This is a genomic window from Jeotgalicoccus nanhaiensis (genome assembly GCF_015235105.1).
In the GTDB taxonomy this organism is placed as follows: Bacteria; Bacillota; Bacilli; order Staphylococcales; family Salinicoccaceae; genus Jeotgalicoccus; species Jeotgalicoccus nanhaiensis.
In genome coordinates this window covers 17368-33608 of record NZ_JADGLW010000006.1, presented here as the reverse complement: position 1 = coordinate 33608, position 16241 = coordinate 17368, and the positions used below count along the sequence as shown (strand labels likewise).

At 42.0% G+C, this 16241-nt stretch carries 20 protein-coding genes; 14 read left to right on the top strand and 6 right to left on the bottom strand.

Features of this window, described 5'->3' with window-relative positions:
* The first annotated feature begins 61 nt into the window (after positions 1 to 61).
* The 3 genes from IR135_RS08570 (at position 62) to IR135_RS08560 (ending at position 3450) form a co-directional block, all read left to right on the top strand.
* Positions 62 to 1213, top strand: a complete 1152-nt coding sequence (locus IR135_RS08570; RefSeq protein WP_135098585.1) for a hypothetical protein — start codon at positions 62 to 64, stop codon at positions 1211 to 1213.
* 18 nt (positions 1214 to 1231) lie between these two features.
* Complete coding sequence (locus tag IR135_RS08565) at positions 1232 to 2455, top strand: metal-dependent hydrolase family protein (RefSeq protein ID WP_135098583.1); 1224 nt, start codon at positions 1232 to 1234, stop codon at positions 2453 to 2455.
* 101 nt (positions 2456 to 2556) lie between these two features.
* Complete coding sequence (locus IR135_RS08560) at positions 2557 to 3450, top strand: YitT family protein (RefSeq protein WP_135098580.1); 894 nt, start codon at positions 2557 to 2559, stop codon at positions 3448 to 3450.
* A 150-nt stretch (positions 3451 to 3600) separates the two neighbouring features.
* Here IR135_RS08560 and IR135_RS08555 read toward each other — a convergent pair whose 3' ends face one another.
* Genes IR135_RS08555 through IR135_RS08530 form a run of 6 tightly spaced genes read right to left on the bottom strand, consistent with a single transcriptional unit; the run spans position 3601 to position 7590 of the window.
* Positions 3601 to 4368 carry a class I SAM-dependent methyltransferase gene (locus IR135_RS08555; RefSeq protein ID WP_135098577.1) on the bottom strand — a complete coding sequence of 256 codons (768 nt, stop codon included), beginning with the start codon at positions 4366 to 4368 and terminating at the stop codon, positions 3601 to 3603.
* 45 nt (positions 4369 to 4413) lie between these two features.
* Positions 4414 to 4959 carry a hypothetical protein gene (locus IR135_RS08550; RefSeq protein WP_135098574.1) on the bottom strand — a complete coding sequence of 182 codons (546 nt, stop codon included), beginning with the start codon at positions 4957 to 4959 and terminating at the stop codon, positions 4414 to 4416.
* On the bottom strand, positions 4953 to 5579 hold the full coding sequence (locus IR135_RS08545; protein ID WP_135098572.1) for a lysophospholipid acyltransferase family protein: 627 nt from the start codon (positions 5577 to 5579) through the stop codon (positions 4953 to 4955). The genes IR135_RS08550 and IR135_RS08545 overlap by 7 nt, the downstream gene beginning before the upstream one ends.
* A 9-nt stretch (positions 5580 to 5588) precedes the next feature.
* A complete protein-coding gene (locus tag IR135_RS08540) occupies positions 5589 to 6527 on the bottom strand; it encodes a phosphatidate cytidylyltransferase (protein WP_135098570.1) in 939 nt (312 codons plus the stop codon).
* Entirely contained in the window at positions 6524 to 7129 is a 606-nt protein-coding gene (locus IR135_RS08535) for a CDP-alcohol phosphatidyltransferase family protein (protein ID WP_135098568.1), read from the bottom strand. The genes IR135_RS08540 and IR135_RS08535 overlap by 4 nt, the downstream gene beginning before the upstream one ends.
* Positions 7130 to 7161: 32 nt before the next feature.
* Positions 7162 to 7590: a GNAT family N-acetyltransferase gene (locus IR135_RS08530; protein WP_135098566.1), complete on the bottom strand. Its 429-nt coding sequence runs from the start codon at positions 7588 to 7590 to the stop codon at positions 7162 to 7164.
* Between the two features lie 143 nt (positions 7591 to 7733).
* Between IR135_RS08530 and IR135_RS08525 the strand changes: the two genes are divergently transcribed.
* From IR135_RS08525 to purK, 11 genes are all read left to right on the top strand, one after another.
* Positions 7734 to 8159: a hypothetical protein gene (locus IR135_RS08525; protein WP_135098564.1), complete on the top strand. Its 426-nt coding sequence runs from the start codon at positions 7734 to 7736 to the stop codon at positions 8157 to 8159.
* Positions 8160 to 8192: 33 nt separating this feature from the next.
* Positions 8193 to 8390 carry a carboxyltransferase domain-containing protein gene (locus IR135_RS11675; protein WP_265588374.1) on the top strand — a complete coding sequence of 66 codons (198 nt, stop codon included), beginning with the start codon at positions 8193 to 8195 and terminating at the stop codon, positions 8388 to 8390.
* A 32-nt stretch (positions 8391 to 8422) separates the two neighbouring features.
* Positions 8423 to 8920: a 5-oxoprolinase subunit PxpB gene (pxpB, locus tag IR135_RS08520; RefSeq protein WP_265588373.1), complete on the top strand. Its 498-nt coding sequence runs from the start codon at positions 8423 to 8425 to the stop codon at positions 8918 to 8920.
* Positions 8910 to 9899 (top strand): biotin-dependent carboxyltransferase family protein, encoded by a 990-nt coding sequence (locus tag IR135_RS08515; RefSeq protein WP_135098562.1) that lies wholly within the window; start codon positions 8910 to 8912, stop codon positions 9897 to 9899. Before pxpB ends, IR135_RS08515 begins: the two co-directional genes overlap by 11 nt.
* Before the next feature lie 4 nt (positions 9900 to 9903).
* The gene (locus IR135_RS08510) at positions 9904 to 10329 is read left to right on the top strand and encodes an acetyl-CoA carboxylase biotin carboxyl carrier protein (RefSeq protein WP_135098560.1); all 426 of its coding nucleotides are present in this window, start codon (positions 9904 to 9906) and stop codon (positions 10327 to 10329) included.
* Between the two features lie 2 nt (positions 10330 to 10331).
* Positions 10332 to 11678: an acetyl-CoA carboxylase biotin carboxylase subunit gene (locus IR135_RS08505; protein WP_135098558.1), complete on the top strand. Its 1347-nt coding sequence runs from the start codon at positions 10332 to 10334 to the stop codon at positions 11676 to 11678.
* Positions 11679 to 11690: 12 nt separating this feature from the next.
* Complete coding sequence (locus IR135_RS08500) at positions 11691 to 12455, top strand: LamB/YcsF family protein (RefSeq protein WP_135098556.1); 765 nt, start codon at positions 11691 to 11693, stop codon at positions 12453 to 12455.
* 15 nt (positions 12456 to 12470) lie between these two features.
* Entirely contained in the window at positions 12471 to 13682 is a 1212-nt protein-coding gene (locus IR135_RS08495) for an NRAMP family divalent metal transporter (RefSeq protein WP_135098554.1), read from the top strand.
* 8 nt (positions 13683 to 13690) lie between these two features.
* Entirely contained in the window at positions 13691 to 14458 is a 768-nt protein-coding gene (locus tag IR135_RS08490; RefSeq protein ID WP_135098552.1) for a putative hydro-lyase, read from the top strand.
* A 151-nt stretch (positions 14459 to 14609) separates the two neighbouring features.
* Positions 14610 to 15092: a 5-(carboxyamino)imidazole ribonucleotide mutase gene (gene purE / locus IR135_RS08485; RefSeq protein WP_115885405.1), complete on the top strand. Its 483-nt coding sequence runs from the start codon at positions 14610 to 14612 to the stop codon at positions 15090 to 15092.
* Complete coding sequence (purK, locus tag IR135_RS08480; RefSeq protein WP_135098550.1) at positions 15079 to 16206, top strand: 5-(carboxyamino)imidazole ribonucleotide synthase; 1128 nt, start codon at positions 15079 to 15081, stop codon at positions 16204 to 16206. The genes purE and purK overlap by 14 nt, the downstream gene beginning before the upstream one ends.
* Positions 16207 to 16241 lie beyond the last annotated feature (35 nt).

The window sequence follows — 16241 nt, the reverse complement described above, 5'->3', positions numbered from 1 at the left end:
TATTTAAATAATGTTTGAATTGTCGTATAATTCAAACATTACCTTAAAAGGGGGAAATAATATGATTGAGGAACCATTAGTTGCCACCGTCATGCTGTTTGCTTTGCTGGCACTTGGAGAGGTTATTTCTATTTACTCGAAAGCGCGTATTCCAATGCTGATGACAGCAATGATCGGTTACTTACTATTAACATGGACGGGGGTATTCCCCGAAAATATTTTAGAATTATCTACGCTGCCTGCACTCGGTGCATTATTAATCGGGCCGCTTATTATACATATGGGAACTTTGATGCCTTTAAGTATATTAAAAAAACAATGGCGTGCAGTCGTCATTTCAATCAGCGGCTTAATCGGAGCGCTTGTTTTGGTTTTATTAATTGTTCCTTTAGTTTTCGATTTTGAAACTGCCGCAAGCGGTGTCGGACCGATTTCAGGCGGCGTCGTAGCTTTATTAATTACAACAGAAAAATTGACGGAACTCGGCTTGACAGCTTTAATTGTCGTACCGGTGCTCATCGCAGCCTTCCAGACACCGATCGGGATGCCGTTAATTTCATTCTTCTTAAAACGCTATGCCGGACATTTTGTCAGTACGACTGAAGCAACGGAAGAAGAAATAGAATCTCAAAAAGAAGAAGAAGTGCCGGTCAGGTTTAATCTGCTCAAGAACAATGTAATTTTATTATTCACAGTATTTGTACTGGCGGCGGCAGCTACTGTCTTAAGCGAATGGACAGGAGTTCACTTTACACTATTCTGTCTCCTCTTCGGTATTTTAATGCTGAATGGCAGACTGTTTCCCGAGGGAGTGCTTGAAAAGTCAAACTCATTCAGCTTTATGATGGTAGCTTTAATTTTTGTTATTATCGGAACGATGGGTGGTATCACACCGCAGGATGTTGTGAATAATGTTCCTGCCGTTCTGCTGATTTTAATATGCGGTGTCGGCGGACTTGCGGCTGGCGGCTTTATCGCGTCGAAAGCAGTAGGCTGGCATCCATTTAAAGGAATGCCGATTGCACTTACTGCACTGGTCGGCTTTCCAGGAGATTATATTATCTGTGAAGAAGTATCACGGAGTACGACTGACAATCAGATCGATCAGACACGTGTATTTAATGAAATTGTGACACCGATGCTGATTGGCGGATTTGTTACCGTTACAGTCGCATCGATAGTGGTTGCATCATTTGTTATGGGAATGTTATAAAAAAGGAGTTTTTATATAATGAGTAAATTAATCGTAGAAAATATTAATCTGATTGACGGCAGCGGTGCTGATGTCAAAAAAAATGTGACGGTTGTTATTGAAGATGGCCGTTTTACCCACGTTGGAAATTCTGTTGAAACAAACGGTGCTGAAGTAATCGACGGACAAGGGAAATACATGCTGCCCGGAATGATAGATACGCATGTACACTTATCTACAGAATTCAAACCGCTCGCCGACAGAATTGCAACACCATTTTCGTATCATTTTTATGAAGCAGCTCAGTATGCTGAAAGAACGATTAATGCAGGTATTACAACGGTAAGAGATGCGCTTGGAAGCTCTTTAGGGTTTAAGCAGGCAATTAATGACGGACTGGTTACCGGACCGCGAATGCAGGTTTCAATTAATGCTTTGTCTATTACGGGCGGTCACGGTGACGGTTACAATTATTCTGGCGTGGACCTTGGTATTGTACGGCCGTATGAAGGGATGCCGGACGGTATTGCTGACGGTGTTGAAGAAGTGCGCAAGAAGACACGCGAATTGCTGCGGGCCGGTGCTGACGTGATTAAAGTTATGGCCACAGGCGGGGTTTCAAGTCCCACCGACCACCCTAAATTTACTCAGTATTCGCTGGATGAATTAAAAGTAATCGTTGAAGAAGCAGAATTTAGAAATGGTGTTAAAGTAATGGCGCATGCGCAAGGCCTTGAAGGTATTAAAAATTGTGTAGAAGCGGGAATTCATTCGATTGAACACGGTATCTATCTGGACGATGAAGTGATTGAACAGATGAAAGAAAAAGGAACGTACCTCGTTCCAACACTGCTTGCACCGGTGTCAGTAATAGAATTTGCCGATGAACTAGGTATTTCTGCAGTGGGTCTTCAAAAGTCCAAAGAAGTAATGGCAGATCATAAAGCAAGCTTTAAGAAAGCATATGATGCAGGTGTTAAAATCGCGATGGGTACAGATGCCGGAGTCTTCAAGCATGGTACAAATCTGCGGGAACTTGAACTGATGGTAGAATCGGGAGCAACGCCGATGGATGCTATCGTTATATCAACGAAAAATGCAGCAGAATGCATGGAAATTGAAGATCTCGGTCTCGTTAAAGAAGGGTACATTGCAGATTTTATTTTAACTGAAAATAATCCGCTTGAAGATATAGGGATTCTGAAAAATAATGATGAAATTAAAGTAGTAGCGAAAGATGGAAAAATATTAAAAAGTATATAAGCAAAATTGAGCCGTCCGCTGTGACGGCTTTTTTCATGCGTTGAAAGATGTGTTAAAGTAATATAACATAGAAAAAGTACAAGTGCCGAAGGGGGATATGCATGAAAATCAGAGAAGCTTTAAAAAATACCCGGTTCGAAAAGATAAGACTAACATTTAACTCAGAGTTTACCGTGCAGACGTTAATCAACGTTCTGGCTATCATCGTAGGATCGTTTCTATTCGCTATCGGTGTGAATGGCTTTATGATTGCAGGAAACCTCGGTGAAGGCGGCTTCATCGGTATCTCCATTATTTTATTTTATGCTTACGGCATACCGACAGCATTGTCAAACTTAATCCTGAATTTCTTAATACTTATCGTCGGCTTTAAATTTTTAGGCAGACGCGCAATGCTGTATACAATATTTACAATACCAATGACTTCTCTTGCCCTCTGGGTAACAGAGTCATGGCAGATTCAGACCGATGAGATTTTAATCAATACAGTATTCGGCGGGCTGTTTATCGGAATGGGTATCGGGTTAATTATCCGCATCGGTTCGACCACAGCGGGGACGACAATTTTAGCCAAGATGGCTAACAAATTTCTCGACGTCAACGTTTCTTATGCGCTCCTGTTCTTCGATTTAATTGTCATTACAATCGGTCTGACAGTAATGTCGCTTGAACAGGTGCTGCTGACAGTCATCGCTCTATACATCGCAACAAAAGTAATGGATTTCATTATCGAAGGTATGAACCCGAAAAAAGCAGTGACGATTATTTCACAGAATCCGGATCTGCTGGCGAACTTAATTAATACGAAAATACATCGCGGTGTCACGATTTTAGACGGACACGGCTACTATTCAAAAGAAGAAAAAGACATATTATTTGTAGTTATTAATAAATCACAGCTTAACCGTTTGAAACGACTTATTAAAGCGAATGATGATCAGGCATTTGTCGTTGTGCACGATGTAAACAGTGTACTTGGGAATTATCTGATTTAATAAATTTTAAAAATAAGCTGCAAAAGAAGCACTCGGAAAAAATATATTTCATAAAGCATAGATAACCCGTACCTCAGACTCCTTAAGAGAAGCTGATGTACGGGTTATTTGTGTTGGAAATATTTATATCCGGGTCCTCTTTAACTTTTATCATTTAACACAGCTTAACAGTACAGCTTCTCCCTGGAAGGACTCAATTTTATCCTGATTTGTCTGGATACGGAATTTTCGTTTCACATTTTTATTCGCTTCAAGCATAAAACTGGTCAGATTTTCTATTTCCGGATTTGTCAGATGCATCCGGTTGCACCAATCTTCAAATTCGAAATGTTTTTCGAAGCGGTGCAGCTCATGAATTTCAAAGTTCCCTGCCTCCAGCATAGAAAGCCACTCCGTTTTCTTCCAGGCGCGGAAGTGACTGTAATCCCGTATTTTCTCGATTCTATTATAGAAAAAATCGAATTCATCATTTTCAGGAGCGACATTGTCATTCAGGACGAAACGGCCGCCGGGTTTAAGGACCCGGTAAACCTCTTTTATAAAATCTTTAACGTTCGGAAAATGGTGAGGTGCAATACGGCAGGTGACAAGATCGAATGTGCCATTTTTAAAAGGCATTTTTTCAGCATCACCTTCAACAAATTCCACATTGGTATGTCCGTTGCCAGTTATGAACTTCTCGGCAGAAACAAGCATTTCCGGAGTAAGATCCATGGCGGTCACTTTATGTACGACAGGCGCCAGAGCATTTGCTGTATGGCCGCCGCCTGTCGCAATATCCAATGCGGTTTCCGACTTTGAAGCATGTGCCATTTCTATTAATGTCTTCAGATCTTCGCCCTTACTGTGTATTTTACTATTAACATATAAATCCGAAGTTTTGCCAAACTGATGTTTAACATCTTGTTTAATATCCATTCATCTCAACCCTTCTTTATTTTATTATTACCTTCACTATAATCATTAAAACGGACTGTGAATACTGAAATAAATTACATAGACGATTATCCAGACAATAGACCAGATTATAACTTTCATCTGCATAGACAGTGTTTTAAATACATAATGCGACAGTGCATATGCAATTATAGAGACGGTTAAAAAACGCAGCAGCCTTGCCGGGATGGTAAATATAAGAAACAGGACAAGGCCTGTATATTCATGTGCAGCCGCAGCAAAAAGTTTATACGGAACACCGAACAGGGGGCCGGTAATCAGCGCGGTGAAAGTGCTATCTCTCATTGTACGATGCACATGTTCAATCATATATTCATGAACTGTCGGAATACTAAGCATAAATGCTTCGGTCTGCCCCGCATTAGAGCTACTCCATATAAATATTATAATACCGCCTGCCAGTGCTCCTGCTGCTGCTGTAAGATTTGCATATATTACATACTTAAACTTCTTTTTTCTGATTGCGTACAGCGATAAAATGACATCAGGAATGATAAAAAACCACGTTGCCTCACTTAACCCCCATATAAAAATAACGATCATCATTACCATTCGCTAAACTGTCCTTCCTCCTGCAGTGTATTCATCCGCTCATTCAGCTCCGTCATAAAGTCATTGCGGTTATCTTTGTAATAAAATTTATCGCCGACAAAGATATCGATAAAAAACGGCACAAATACAAATGAGCCTTTCGGCAGCGCCTTGCCGAGCCCGTGAATAAAAAGAGGGACTACAGGTACTTCAGGTTTTTCGCGCATCAGATAATATATACCGCTTTTATATTTACTGAGCTGTTCAGCTTCGCCGCGCGAGCCTTCAGGGAACAATATAATAATACCATTGTCATCCAGTGACTGAAGTACTGGTTTAAACATGCTCCTGAAGTCCCGGGTCATCTTCCTTTCTATCGGAATAATATTCATTACTTTAGTTGAGAAAAAAGCCAGAAATTTATTCTTCATAAAATAATCACCCGCAGCAACTGGACGGACTTTTGAAAAGCTTTTGCCTCTGAACATGGACATCAGCACCAAGGTATCGAGATGGCTGTTATGATTGGCAATAATCACGCACGGGCCGCTATCCGGCAGCTTATCTCTTCCGCGTATATTCAGGCCTAGAACAAACAAAATAACTGGTCTTACTAAAATAGCAAACAGCAGATTTTTCATAGTCATCACCTAAAAGTAAAAGTATCTTGTAAAGTGGAAAAACAGCGGCGCCGTATATGTCAGTGAATCGACACGGTCGAGAATACCGCCGTGGCCGGGAATGATAGCAGAAGTATCTTTAATATTTAAATCGCGTTTTAAAGCTGAGATATTAACGTCACCGATAAAGCCGGTCAAGCCGATATAGAGTCCTGCTATAATGCTCGCGAGAAGCGAAAAGGGTGTAATTAGCGGTGCCAGTATTACAGCGAGTACAGTTGTGGTCAGCACACCGCCGATAAAACCGGCCCATGTTTTATTCGGTGAGACTTTCGGGATAATTTTCTTCTTGCCGAGCATCTTGCCCCATATAAACTGTGCAACATCGTTCGCTTGAGTAAGGACGACTAAAAACAGCACAAGACCCGCGCCGGCAACGCTTTCCTCGCGGCCGGGCAGAACGAGCAGAAAAGCCAGGTGCGACAGTCCGAATACCATCAGCATTACACCCCACTGAACAGTCGCAATGGACCGCAGGAAATTCTTCGTTTCACCGACGATTATAGCCTGAATAGGAATGAGCAGGAACATATACACCGGAATAAATACGATAAACATCCCGTACCAGCCGAGATATATTAACAAAAACTGAATGGGAATTGTCAGGTATGCCCAAAATAATACAAGGCGATGCGCCCGGTTAAATGGAATGAGTGAAAAATATTCTTTCAATGCCAGGAAACACAGCAGTGCCATAAAAATCAGTGAAATTGTCGAATGAATAAGCAGCGCAAACGTAAAAATAATGAACATGACCCACCATGAACGAATACGCATTTCTACTTCTTTTAAACCGCTGCTGTTATTTTTTCGCTTCATTATTTTAGTAATGACTGTAGAAATAACTAAGACACCGACAATACCGATTAAGACGTAAAGTACTTCATCAGTCAGCAGATTTATATTCATGAACTTTCCTCCAGTCCGCCGAGTACGCGTTTATAAATGTTAAATGCAATTAATATAGAAGCAGCCATGAAGATAATATGCAGGTAAGGTTCCAGCGGAATATTAAATAAAAGTATGACAGAGATAACACCGATTAGGAAAGCACGGTCGCTTTTTCCCATCGGTCCATCGTAGCGCCGCTCTCCTGATGTAACTTCCGAAAGGACTTCCGCCATCTCACTAATAATTGAGAGTGCGATGAAAATAATAATACTTGCCGGAAAAGTTTGAGTGACCAGAAAAAAAGGTATGAAGAGTGCGGTGTCGCTGATAACATCTGTCAATTCGTTTAAAAATTTCCCGAGACGGCTGGTTAAGTTAAATTTTTTAGCGAGTACACCGTCAATAGCGTTCATCGCCATCCGTACAAACATAAATAGAGGAATAATGATATATATCCAACGGCTGTCATAATTAAAATAAAAAAGCACACCCGTAATTATCGATAACAGGCATGCTGATATTGTCACCTGGTTCGGGGTGACATGATGTTTGTGAAGATTATTAACGAGCGGCATAAGAAGCTGCTGGAACTTTGGTTTTAATTCATAAATGCTGATCATTTAAAATCACTCCAATGTTCTTTAGCGGAAAGCTAGTATTTAATCCCGCGGTCGAGCATATATACTATGATATCTCCATTTTCTGCGATGAGTCTAAAACCTTTGTACTGCAGCCATGTTTTCGAAAAAGTAGTCCGGTAATGTTCATGAGACAGGATATAAATTTTACTGACCTCTGCTGCTGCAGTTAAATAGGCATCCAGCAGCTTGGAGCCGATGCCCGGTGTAGGATGGCCGGCGTGCATAACAATCTCTGCAATATACTGGTTAATATTGCCGTCGCCGCTTGAACGGATAATGCCGACGAGCTGTTTGCCGTCCCGCACAGTAATGCAGTAATCCGAGTTTAAAATGCTTTGGTAAAGCTGGTTATAATCGGTATACAATTCAGTATCTCCGGAAGTGTAGAGATCGACGATATCGTCGAATGACATGTTTTTCTCGGCTGTAATGGTAACCATGACTCACCCCGTATTTGATATAAGTAATTAATTATAGCAAGAATTTTCTGATATTGAAAGATAGTGCTTATTTGTTTATACTTATGATTGTATACGGTTTCAGTGGAAAGTGGAATAAAATACTTAGAAACAGGGTGGAATAAATGGAGCTGCAATTATATTTTTATCATCGGGAAATCAGTTTGACACCTGAAGAAATTTTCAGCGTGATTAACAGTGATGAAAAGCTGTTAAATACGATAGAAAAATTAACGGATATCGAATACATAAACAGTACTTCAACGCCGAGAGAAGAAGGAACGAGAGCCATACTTCAATACAGTGCATCGCCTGTTGAAGCTGAAATTACCGGATTCAGGCAGGACAGAAGAATAGAACTGGAACTGGAAATTCCGGCTGGAACAGTAAAAGCAATGTTTAATATCGTCCCTGTTGAAGACTGCTCTGAGGTAACTATTTCAGCAAAACTGTTTACTGATTCACCGGTAAGCTTTGTTCTGTATGCCTTAAAAATACCGTCTATTAAAAAACAGTTTGATGAGGCGGCAGAAAGACTCGGCCGCAATTAACAGCTGCACCTATTACTGAAAAGGAGACCGAAAATGGAAGTGAAACAATACTCAGAAGATTCGCTGACGGTAAATTTAGGCAGCGAAATCGATGAAAAAATCAATAAACAGCTTGTACAGCTGAAATCAGCTGTAACGGAACTTAACTTAGAAGGCATCACTGATATTGTCTTATCCTATACGAGTCTGATTATATATTTTGATGTGCTTAAAGCTGATTCAAAAAAATAACAGGTGCAGTAAAAGCTCTGGAATTAAGCGAATTGAAAGACAGGGAGTACGCGTATAAAGTTGTTAAAATACCGGTGTGCTACGGCGGGGAGTTCGGCCCGGACCTCGCTCGTTTTAAAGAAAACGGGCTGACGCCGGAAGATGTAATCAGCATGCACAGCAACAAAGAATATCTTGTTTATATGCTCGGATTTATGCCGGGTTTTCCTTTTTTAGGAGGGCTCAGCGATAAGCTGTTTAAAGCAAGACTAGACTCGCCGAGAACGAAAATTCAAGCAGGCACCGTCGGCATCGGCGGACGGCAGACCGGTATTTATCCTTTTGATTCTCCGGGCGGCTGGAATCTTCTCGGAAGAACCCCGGTTCCGCTGTACGACAGCTCGCGTGACAATGCAATTTTATATGAAGCAGGGGACAGAATTATTTTTACGCCAATTAACGAGCGGGAATATTACCGCATAAAAGAAGCATACGATAAAGGTGAATATACTGTGGAGACAGAATACAGAGGTGAAGCAGATGGCGCTTAAAATTATCAATCCGGGCCTGTTTACGACAGTGCAGGATCTTGGCCGCTACGGATATGAATCATACGGTTTTACCCCTGCAGGGGTCATGGATTATGAAAGTTATTATCTTGCGAATGCACTGCTCGGCAATGATTATAATTGCGGCGTGCTCGAACTCACGCTTTACGGAATTACCTTTGAAGTACTGCACAGCACGAGTATGTCGTCTGCCGGAGCAGAGATGGAACTGACAATTAACGAAGAACCTTTTGATACAGGAACTGCTGTTGATCTCGTTAAGGGTGACATTGTAAAGTTCGGCGGTGTTAAAAAAGGTGCCCGTACATATATTGCTTTCAGCGGCGGGCTCGATCTTCCGAAGGAACTCGGCAGCTACTCAACTCATACGAGAAGCAAGATGGGCGGTTACAAAGGACGCGTCTTAAAGGCGGGGGATATTTTGCTAGTCAAAGGGAAAACAGTGGAACATAATTTTCCGGTAATCACAAAAGTATTGACTGAAGATACTGAGATACGCTTTATCCCGGGTCAGCAGAATGACAGATTTGATTCTGTGAATAAACGGATATTTACAGAAAGTGAATATACCCTTACAAAAGACAGCGACCGGATGGGCTGCCGTCTTGAAGGTCCGGCGGTGGAATCTGCAGATGACGACGATATATTGAGCGAACCGACACAGTTCGGCAGCATACAGGTGCCGAAAAACGGGCAGCCGATCGTTCTGCTTGCCGACCGCCAGACCGCAGGCGGCTATAAGAAAATTGGCACTGTCGCAAAAGTCGATCTGCCAAAAATCGCCCAGAAAAAACCGGGAGAGAAGATTACATTTACCGAAGTAAGTGTAGATGAAGCGTCACAGCTGTATAAAGACAGCCTGAAGGCATTAACTGACGGTTCATATATTAATACATCAGTTAATTTTAAAAATGCGAGACGGCGGGATGCATTAAGTATTACGCAATTAATTGGAGGATAAAATAATGGATTTTAAAGAAATAAAAAAACTGGTTAAATTGTTAAAAGAAGAAGATCTGGCTGTACTCAGCATCTCGGAAAATGATACTCATATTCATATCGAACAGAAAGGCGCGGAAGTTGCAGTACAGCCTGCGGCAGACCGACCTGCACCGGCAGTTTCAGAAGAGGAAGCCTCCAAACTGATTGAAATAACAGCCGGTCAAATCGGAACCTTCTACAATCAGAAAGATGAAAACAGCGATGAGACATTTGTTTCAGAAGGAGATAAAGTTTCTAAAGGGGACCAGGTCGGTTTTATTGAAGCGATGAAAGTATTTAACGATGTGAAAAGCAGCGTCGCGGGTATCGTTGAAGAAATAACTGTGGCCAATGGAGATGCTGTGGAATACGGTGATGTGCTGTTTCGTGTCCGTCCAGAGGAGGCATGACGATGAAAAAGGTTTTAATTGCGAACCGCGGTGAAATCGCGGTAAGAATTATCAGAACTTTAAAGGAAATGAATATTGCGAGCGTTGCAGTCTACTCGAGCGGTGACGCAGATAGTCTTCATGTTGCATTGGCAGATGAAGCTTATTGTATCGGGGGACCGAAAAGCGCTGACAGCTATCTAAACATCGATAATATACTGCAGGCTGCAATTATGAGTAAGGCAGATGCTATTCATCCGGGTTACGGGTTTTTATCGGAAACACCTGAATTTGCAAAACGGACTGAAGAGCTCGGTCTGATATTTATAGGACCTTCACCGGAAACGATGGCAAAAATGGGCGATAAGTCCATGGCAAGAGAGACCATGAAAAAAGCAGGTGTTCCTGTTATTCCGGGCAGTGACGGCATTGTCAAAACAAAAGATGAAGTGAAGAAACTGGCAAAAAAAATTATCTATCCTATCGTAATAAAAGCTGTTTCCGGCGGCGGCGGCAAAGGTATGCGGTTTGCCCACAATGATGAAGATGTGGACAAATTGTACGATGAAGCAAAAAAAGAAGCAAAGAACTCTTTTAACGATGACCGCTTGTACGTTGAGAAATACATTCCAAAAGCACGCCATATTGAAATTCAGGTTATCGGTGACGGCAAGGGCGGAGCAATCCATTTATTTGAGCGGGATTGTTCGATTCAGAGAAATAACCAGAAATTGCTTGAAGAAGCACCGGCAACCATTTTAAGCGGTAAAGAACGTGCTGATATTACAGAAACGACGCGGCAGGCGATTGCAAAACTGAATTACCGCGGGGCAGGGACAATTGAGTACTTATATGTAGCTGAAGAAAAGCGTTTTTATTTTATTGAGATGAATACGCGGGTACAGGTTGAACATACTGTCTCGGAAGAAGTGACCGGAATTGATATTATCAGAGCTCAGATTGATGTTGCATTTAATAATGATATCGGTATTACACAGGGTGAAGTGAAGCTGTCAGGACATGCCATTGAAGCACGGCTGAATGCGGAAGATCCGGAAAATCGTTTTATGCCTTCACCGGGTAAAATTGAGAAACTGCATTTTGGCCTCGGCAGAAATGTACGTGTGGACACGCATATTTATAGCGGTTATTCTATACCGCCGTATTACGATTCGATGATTGCTAAAATTATTGTGAAGGCTGATAACCGGGAAGATGCCTTATTTAAACTGAAACTTGTGCTCGGGGAAACAGTTATTGAACCGGTTAAGACAAATTTAGATTTTCAGTATTATCTGCTGGGACATCCGAAAGTGTTAGCGAATGATTACGATATTAAGTTGCTTCATACAGAAAATATTATTGAGTAAAGGATGGTTTAATTGAGTAAATTAACGATTGATCTAAATGCGGATCTCGGGGAGAGCTATGGAAATTATACAATCGGCAACGATGCGGAAATCATTCCTCTGATTTCTTCAGCGAATGTGGCGTGCGGATTTCATGCCAGTGATCCTGCCGTGATGATTGAGACGGTTAAACGCATCAAAGAATCGGGTTCAACAGGTCTTGGAGCCCATCCGGGATTCCCGGATTTAATGGGCTTCGGCCGCAGGTATATGGAATTGTCAGAAACGGAAGTTCATGCAATTATGCTCTATCAGCTGTCGGCGCTGGACGGTATAGCGCGGACATACGGACTTGATATGAATCATGTGAAGCCCCATGGTGCGCTTTACAATGCGACCTTTAAAAATGAAGATCTCGCTCATGTTATCGCAAAAGCGGTTAAAGATTTTAATCCAAAACTAAAATTAATGGGACTTGCCAATAATAATTTAGTCAAAGCCGGAAAAACTCTGGGGCTTGATGTCATTAATGAAGTATTCGCAGACCGTGCCTACGAAGATGACGGCACGCTGGTGTCACGAAGCAAGGAAGGTGCGATGATTACCGACAGTACTCTCGCTACAGAACGTGTTGTCCGTATGATTACCGAAGGTAAAGTAGAAAGTATCAACGGAAAAGACGTGGATATTCAGGCGGACAGCATCTGCGTCCATGGAGACGGAGAAAAAGCATTGGAATTTGTAAAAGAAATCAGACGTCAGCTAGAAGAAAAAGGAATTTCTATCGAAACGTTATAACTGAGGGGTGCAAATATGGAAAATAAACCGAAAATTACAGCCGCACAGCGCAGACTGCTGTTCGGTGCGGTGTTCCTGATGGCAACATCTTCAATCGGACCTGCATTTTTAACACAGACAACAGTATTCACACAGCAGTTCATGGCGAGTTTTGCCTTTGCCATTTTAGCATCCATCGTTATTGATATCGGTGCGCAGCTTAACATTTGGCGCGTACTGTCCGTCAGCGGAAAGCGGGGGCAGGATGTGGCGAACGAAGTCTTTCCGGGACTCGGAACCTTAGTCGCTGTCTTAATCGTTATCGGCGGTTTTGCATTTAATATCGGAAACGTCGCCGGTGCAGGACTCGGTTTTAATGCAATTTTCGGCTGGGATGTAAGAATAGGCGCTGCAATCACAGGTATCTTCGCAATTATAATATTTTTAATAAAGAACGGCCGTGCTGTTATGGATGTTGTGACACAGGTGCTCGGAGTGCTGATGATTGGTATCGTAGCATATGTCATGATTATTTCAGAGCCGCCGGTCGCTGAAGCGGCTAAGCGGGTAATTTTACCTGAAGATCCAATTGCCATGCTGCTGCCGATTATTACACTGGTCGGCGGGACAGTCGGCGGTTACATTACTTTTGCCGGTGCCCACCGTTTAATAGAAGCGGGTATGACAGGTGAGAAAAACCTGCGCTTTGTCAGCCACGCTGCAAACTGGGGAATTTTAACGACTGGAGTTATGCGCGTTCTCTTATTCCTGGCGGTCCTCGGAGTACTGACTCAGGGAGCAGTTTTATCAGAGGATAATCCGCCGGCATCTGTTTTCCAGTTTGCTCTCGGCGATATCGGAATGAAAGTGTTTGGTGTTGTGCTGCTCGCAGCGGCTCTGTCTTCTGTAATTGGTGCGGCATACACAAGCGCAAGTTTTATGCGCTCGTTCAATCAGGTATTTGACAGGTATAACAATATAGTGATTGTTGTTTTTATCGCGACATCGACTTTAATTTTCCTATTTGTCGGTCGCCCGGTCACTCTGCTTATACTCGCAGGTTCTTTCAACGGACTGATTCTGCCGCTGACACTCGGTGCAATATTACTTGCTTCACGGAAGAAAAGTATCGTTGGTAATTACCATCATCCGACATGGATGATAGTCTTCGGTATAGTCGCAGTTATTGTTACATTAATCGCAGGATTTATGTCGCTTCAGGGTCTTGCAGAATTGTGGAATGGATAGGTGATTAAATGAATGCTGAAAATATAAGAATGAAGATTAGAACAGGTGAACACTCAGGTCCGACGTCCGGTATCTCGGGAGATAAAGTACAGGCGAACTTAGCAATTCTGCCAAAAGAATATGCTTTTGACTTCTTGTTATTTGCTCTTCGCAACAGTAAGCCGGTTCCGATTATTGAAGTGCTTGAAGCGGGCGAGTTTACCAGCAGATATGCACAGAACTCGGATATCCGCACGGATGTTCCGCTGTATAACATTTATAAAAAAGGTAAGCTGACAAATACAGTCAGCGATATTAAAGATGAATGGCAGGATGATTTTGTCACCTTTTTAATCGGCTGCAGTTTTACTTTCGAACAGGCAATTTTAGATGCGGGGATCAATATTAAACATATTGATGAGGGGCGCAATGTCGCAATGTATAAAACGAATATCGAAACGGTGCCTGCCGGCATTTTTTCAGGAGAGACAGTAGTTTCCATGCGTCCATTTAAAAAAGAGCTCGTCGATAAAGTAATTAATATAACAAATGACTTTCCAAACATGCACGGGGGACCGGTGCACGTCGGAAACCCTCAAGAAATCGGAATAGAAAATATTGATAATCCCGATTACGGAGATTCGATTGCTATTGCAGAAGATGAAGTTCCGGTGTTCTGGGCGTGTGGTGTCACACCTCAAAATGCTGTATTAAAAGCAAAGCCTGAAATTTTAATCAGTCATGCGCCGGGACATATGTTTATTACTGATATTAATAATGAAGAATATAAAAATTAGAACCGGGCTGCTGCCCGGTTTTTTGCGTTTTCAAAGGAAAAACACTTTAAAAACGGACGATATTCATGCTTATTTAACCATTGACATTTAAAATACGCACATTATAATTAATATTATAAATAATGTTCGTCAAAATAGGAGTGCATACAACATGACAGTAGGTATTATTATGGGCAGTTCTTCGGATTGGTCCACTATGAAACACAGTGCTGAAATGCTGGATTATTTCGGAATAAGCTATGAGACAAAAGTAGTCAGTGCTCACCGTACACCGGAGATGATGGTTGAATATGCCAAAAACGCAACGTCAGAAGGCATCGATATTATTATTGCAGGCGCAGGCGGTGCTGCACATCTGCCGGGAATGATTGCATCTTTAACAAATGCACCTGTAATTGGTGTACCTATCGAATCTAAATCTTTAAAAGGCATGGATTCCTTATTGTCCATCGTTCAGATGCCGGGAGGGATTCCGGTTGCCACACAGGCTATCGGTATTCCCGGTGCTAAAAATGCCGGACTCCTTGCAGCAAGAATGATTGGAATATCAGATCAAGCAGTTTTTGAGAAGCTGTTTGAATATACGAAAAGTCTCGAAAAGAAAGTTGAGGATATGCAAAATGATCTTAAGTAAACGTTTATATCCGCCGGCTGTTATCGGTATCATTGGCGGAGGCCAGCTTGGGAAAATGCTTGCACAGAGCGCTCAGAGAATGGGTTACAAAGTTGCAGTGCTGGATCCATCTGAAGACGCGCCGGCACGCAGTACGTGCCATACTTTTATTCAGGCCGACTTCAGCGATGAAGAAGCACTGGTTAAATTAAGTGATATGTCTGATATCGTTACTTATGAATTTGAAAACATAGATGCTCATATTTTAAGAAATCTCGTATCTGACTATTACGTGCCCCAAGGTGCTGAAACTGTATTAACATTACAAAACCGCACGAGTGAGAAAAATGCAATTAGAGATTCGGGTGCGAGTATTGTCCCATTTGAAAATGTTTCATCCAGGGGCGACGTGGAAAGTTTTGCAGATAAATATTCCTATCCCTTAATCGTAAAAACGGCAACGGGAGGCTATGACGGCAAGGGACAGTATTATATCGGTTCAAAAGAAGATTTAACTGCTGAGAATATTCCGTTTGAAGATAGGGAATTTATCGTTGAGAAATATATTGACCTGGAAAGAGAAGTATCACTGACTGCGGCAAGAAGCGCCGGCGGAGAAATAGTTTATTTCCCACTTCAGGAAAACCTGCACCGCGACCAGATTTTATACCGTACGATTGCTCCGGCCAGAGTGGCCTATTTTGAACAGGCGAAAGCCGAAGTGAAAAAAATTATGGATGCGATGCTATTCGTTGGTGTATTTACAGTCGAATTCTTCATAGATAAAGAAGGAGAACTCTACGTCAATGAAATTGCCCCAAGGCCGCATAACTCAGCGCACTACACAATTGAAGCATGCAATATCAGCCAGTTTGATGCACATATTTTAAGCGTGACGAACCAGCCGCTGCCTGAAGTTTATCAGCACCAGGATGCAATTATGATGAACCTGCTAGGCGAAGATCTGGATCGCCTCGGCCTTGAATTATTTGATTATTCTGAATGGAATGTTCATTTATACGGAAAATCAGACCGCAAGCCGGCGAGGAAAATGGGACATGTCACAATATTGACTGATGATATTGACATGGAGCTTATAAAATTGAAAAAGAATTTTGAAAAAGAATCACAGTAATATGTAACCTGTATTTATCCGACGCACTGTTTGAA

Coding starts and splice junctions, on each gene's coding strand:
- IR135_RS08570 (WP_135098585.1), top strand. CDS start 62: ATGATTGAGGAACCATTAGTTGCCACCGTCATGCTGTTTGCTTTGCTG.
- IR135_RS08565 (WP_135098583.1), top strand. CDS start 1,232: ATGAGTAAATTAATCGTAGAAAATATTAATCTGATTGACGGCAGCGGT.
- IR135_RS08560 (WP_135098580.1), top strand. CDS start 2,557: ATGAAAATCAGAGAAGCTTTAAAAAATACCCGGTTCGAAAAGATAAGA.
- IR135_RS08555 (WP_135098577.1), bottom strand. CDS start 4,368: ATGGATATTAAACAAGATGTTAAACATCAGTTTGGCAAAACTTCGGAT.
- IR135_RS08550 (WP_135098574.1), bottom strand. CDS start 4,959: ATGGTAATGATGATCGTTATTTTTATATGGGGGTTAAGTGAGGCAACG.
- IR135_RS08545 (WP_135098572.1), bottom strand. CDS start 5,579: ATGAAAAATCTGCTGTTTGCTATTTTAGTAAGACCAGTTATTTTGTTT.
- IR135_RS08540 (WP_135098570.1), bottom strand. CDS start 6,527: ATGAATATAAATCTGCTGACTGATGAAGTACTTTACGTCTTAATCGGT.
- IR135_RS08535 (WP_135098568.1), bottom strand. CDS start 7,129: ATGATCAGCATTTATGAATTAAAACCAAAGTTCCAGCAGCTTCTTATG.
- IR135_RS08530 (WP_135098566.1), bottom strand. CDS start 7,590: ATGGTTACCATTACAGCCGAGAAAAACATGTCATTCGACGATATCGTC.
- IR135_RS08525 (WP_135098564.1), top strand. CDS start 7,734: ATGGAGCTGCAATTATATTTTTATCATCGGGAAATCAGTTTGACACCT.
- IR135_RS11675 (WP_265588374.1), top strand. CDS start 8,193: ATGGAAGTGAAACAATACTCAGAAGATTCGCTGACGGTAAATTTAGGC.
- IR135_RS08515 (WP_135098562.1), top strand. CDS start 8,910: ATGGCGCTTAAAATTATCAATCCGGGCCTGTTTACGACAGTGCAGGAT.
- IR135_RS08510 (WP_135098560.1), top strand. CDS start 9,904: ATGGATTTTAAAGAAATAAAAAAACTGGTTAAATTGTTAAAAGAAGAA.
- IR135_RS08505 (WP_135098558.1), top strand. CDS start 10,332: ATGAAAAAGGTTTTAATTGCGAACCGCGGTGAAATCGCGGTAAGAATT.
- IR135_RS08495 (WP_135098554.1), top strand. CDS start 12,471: ATGGAAAATAAACCGAAAATTACAGCCGCACAGCGCAGACTGCTGTTC.
- IR135_RS08490 (WP_135098552.1), top strand. CDS start 13,691: ATGAATGCTGAAAATATAAGAATGAAGATTAGAACAGGTGAACACTCA.
- purE (WP_115885405.1), top strand. CDS start 14,610: ATGACAGTAGGTATTATTATGGGCAGTTCTTCGGATTGGTCCACTATG.
- purK (WP_135098550.1), top strand. CDS start 15,079: ATGATCTTAAGTAAACGTTTATATCCGCCGGCTGTTATCGGTATCATT.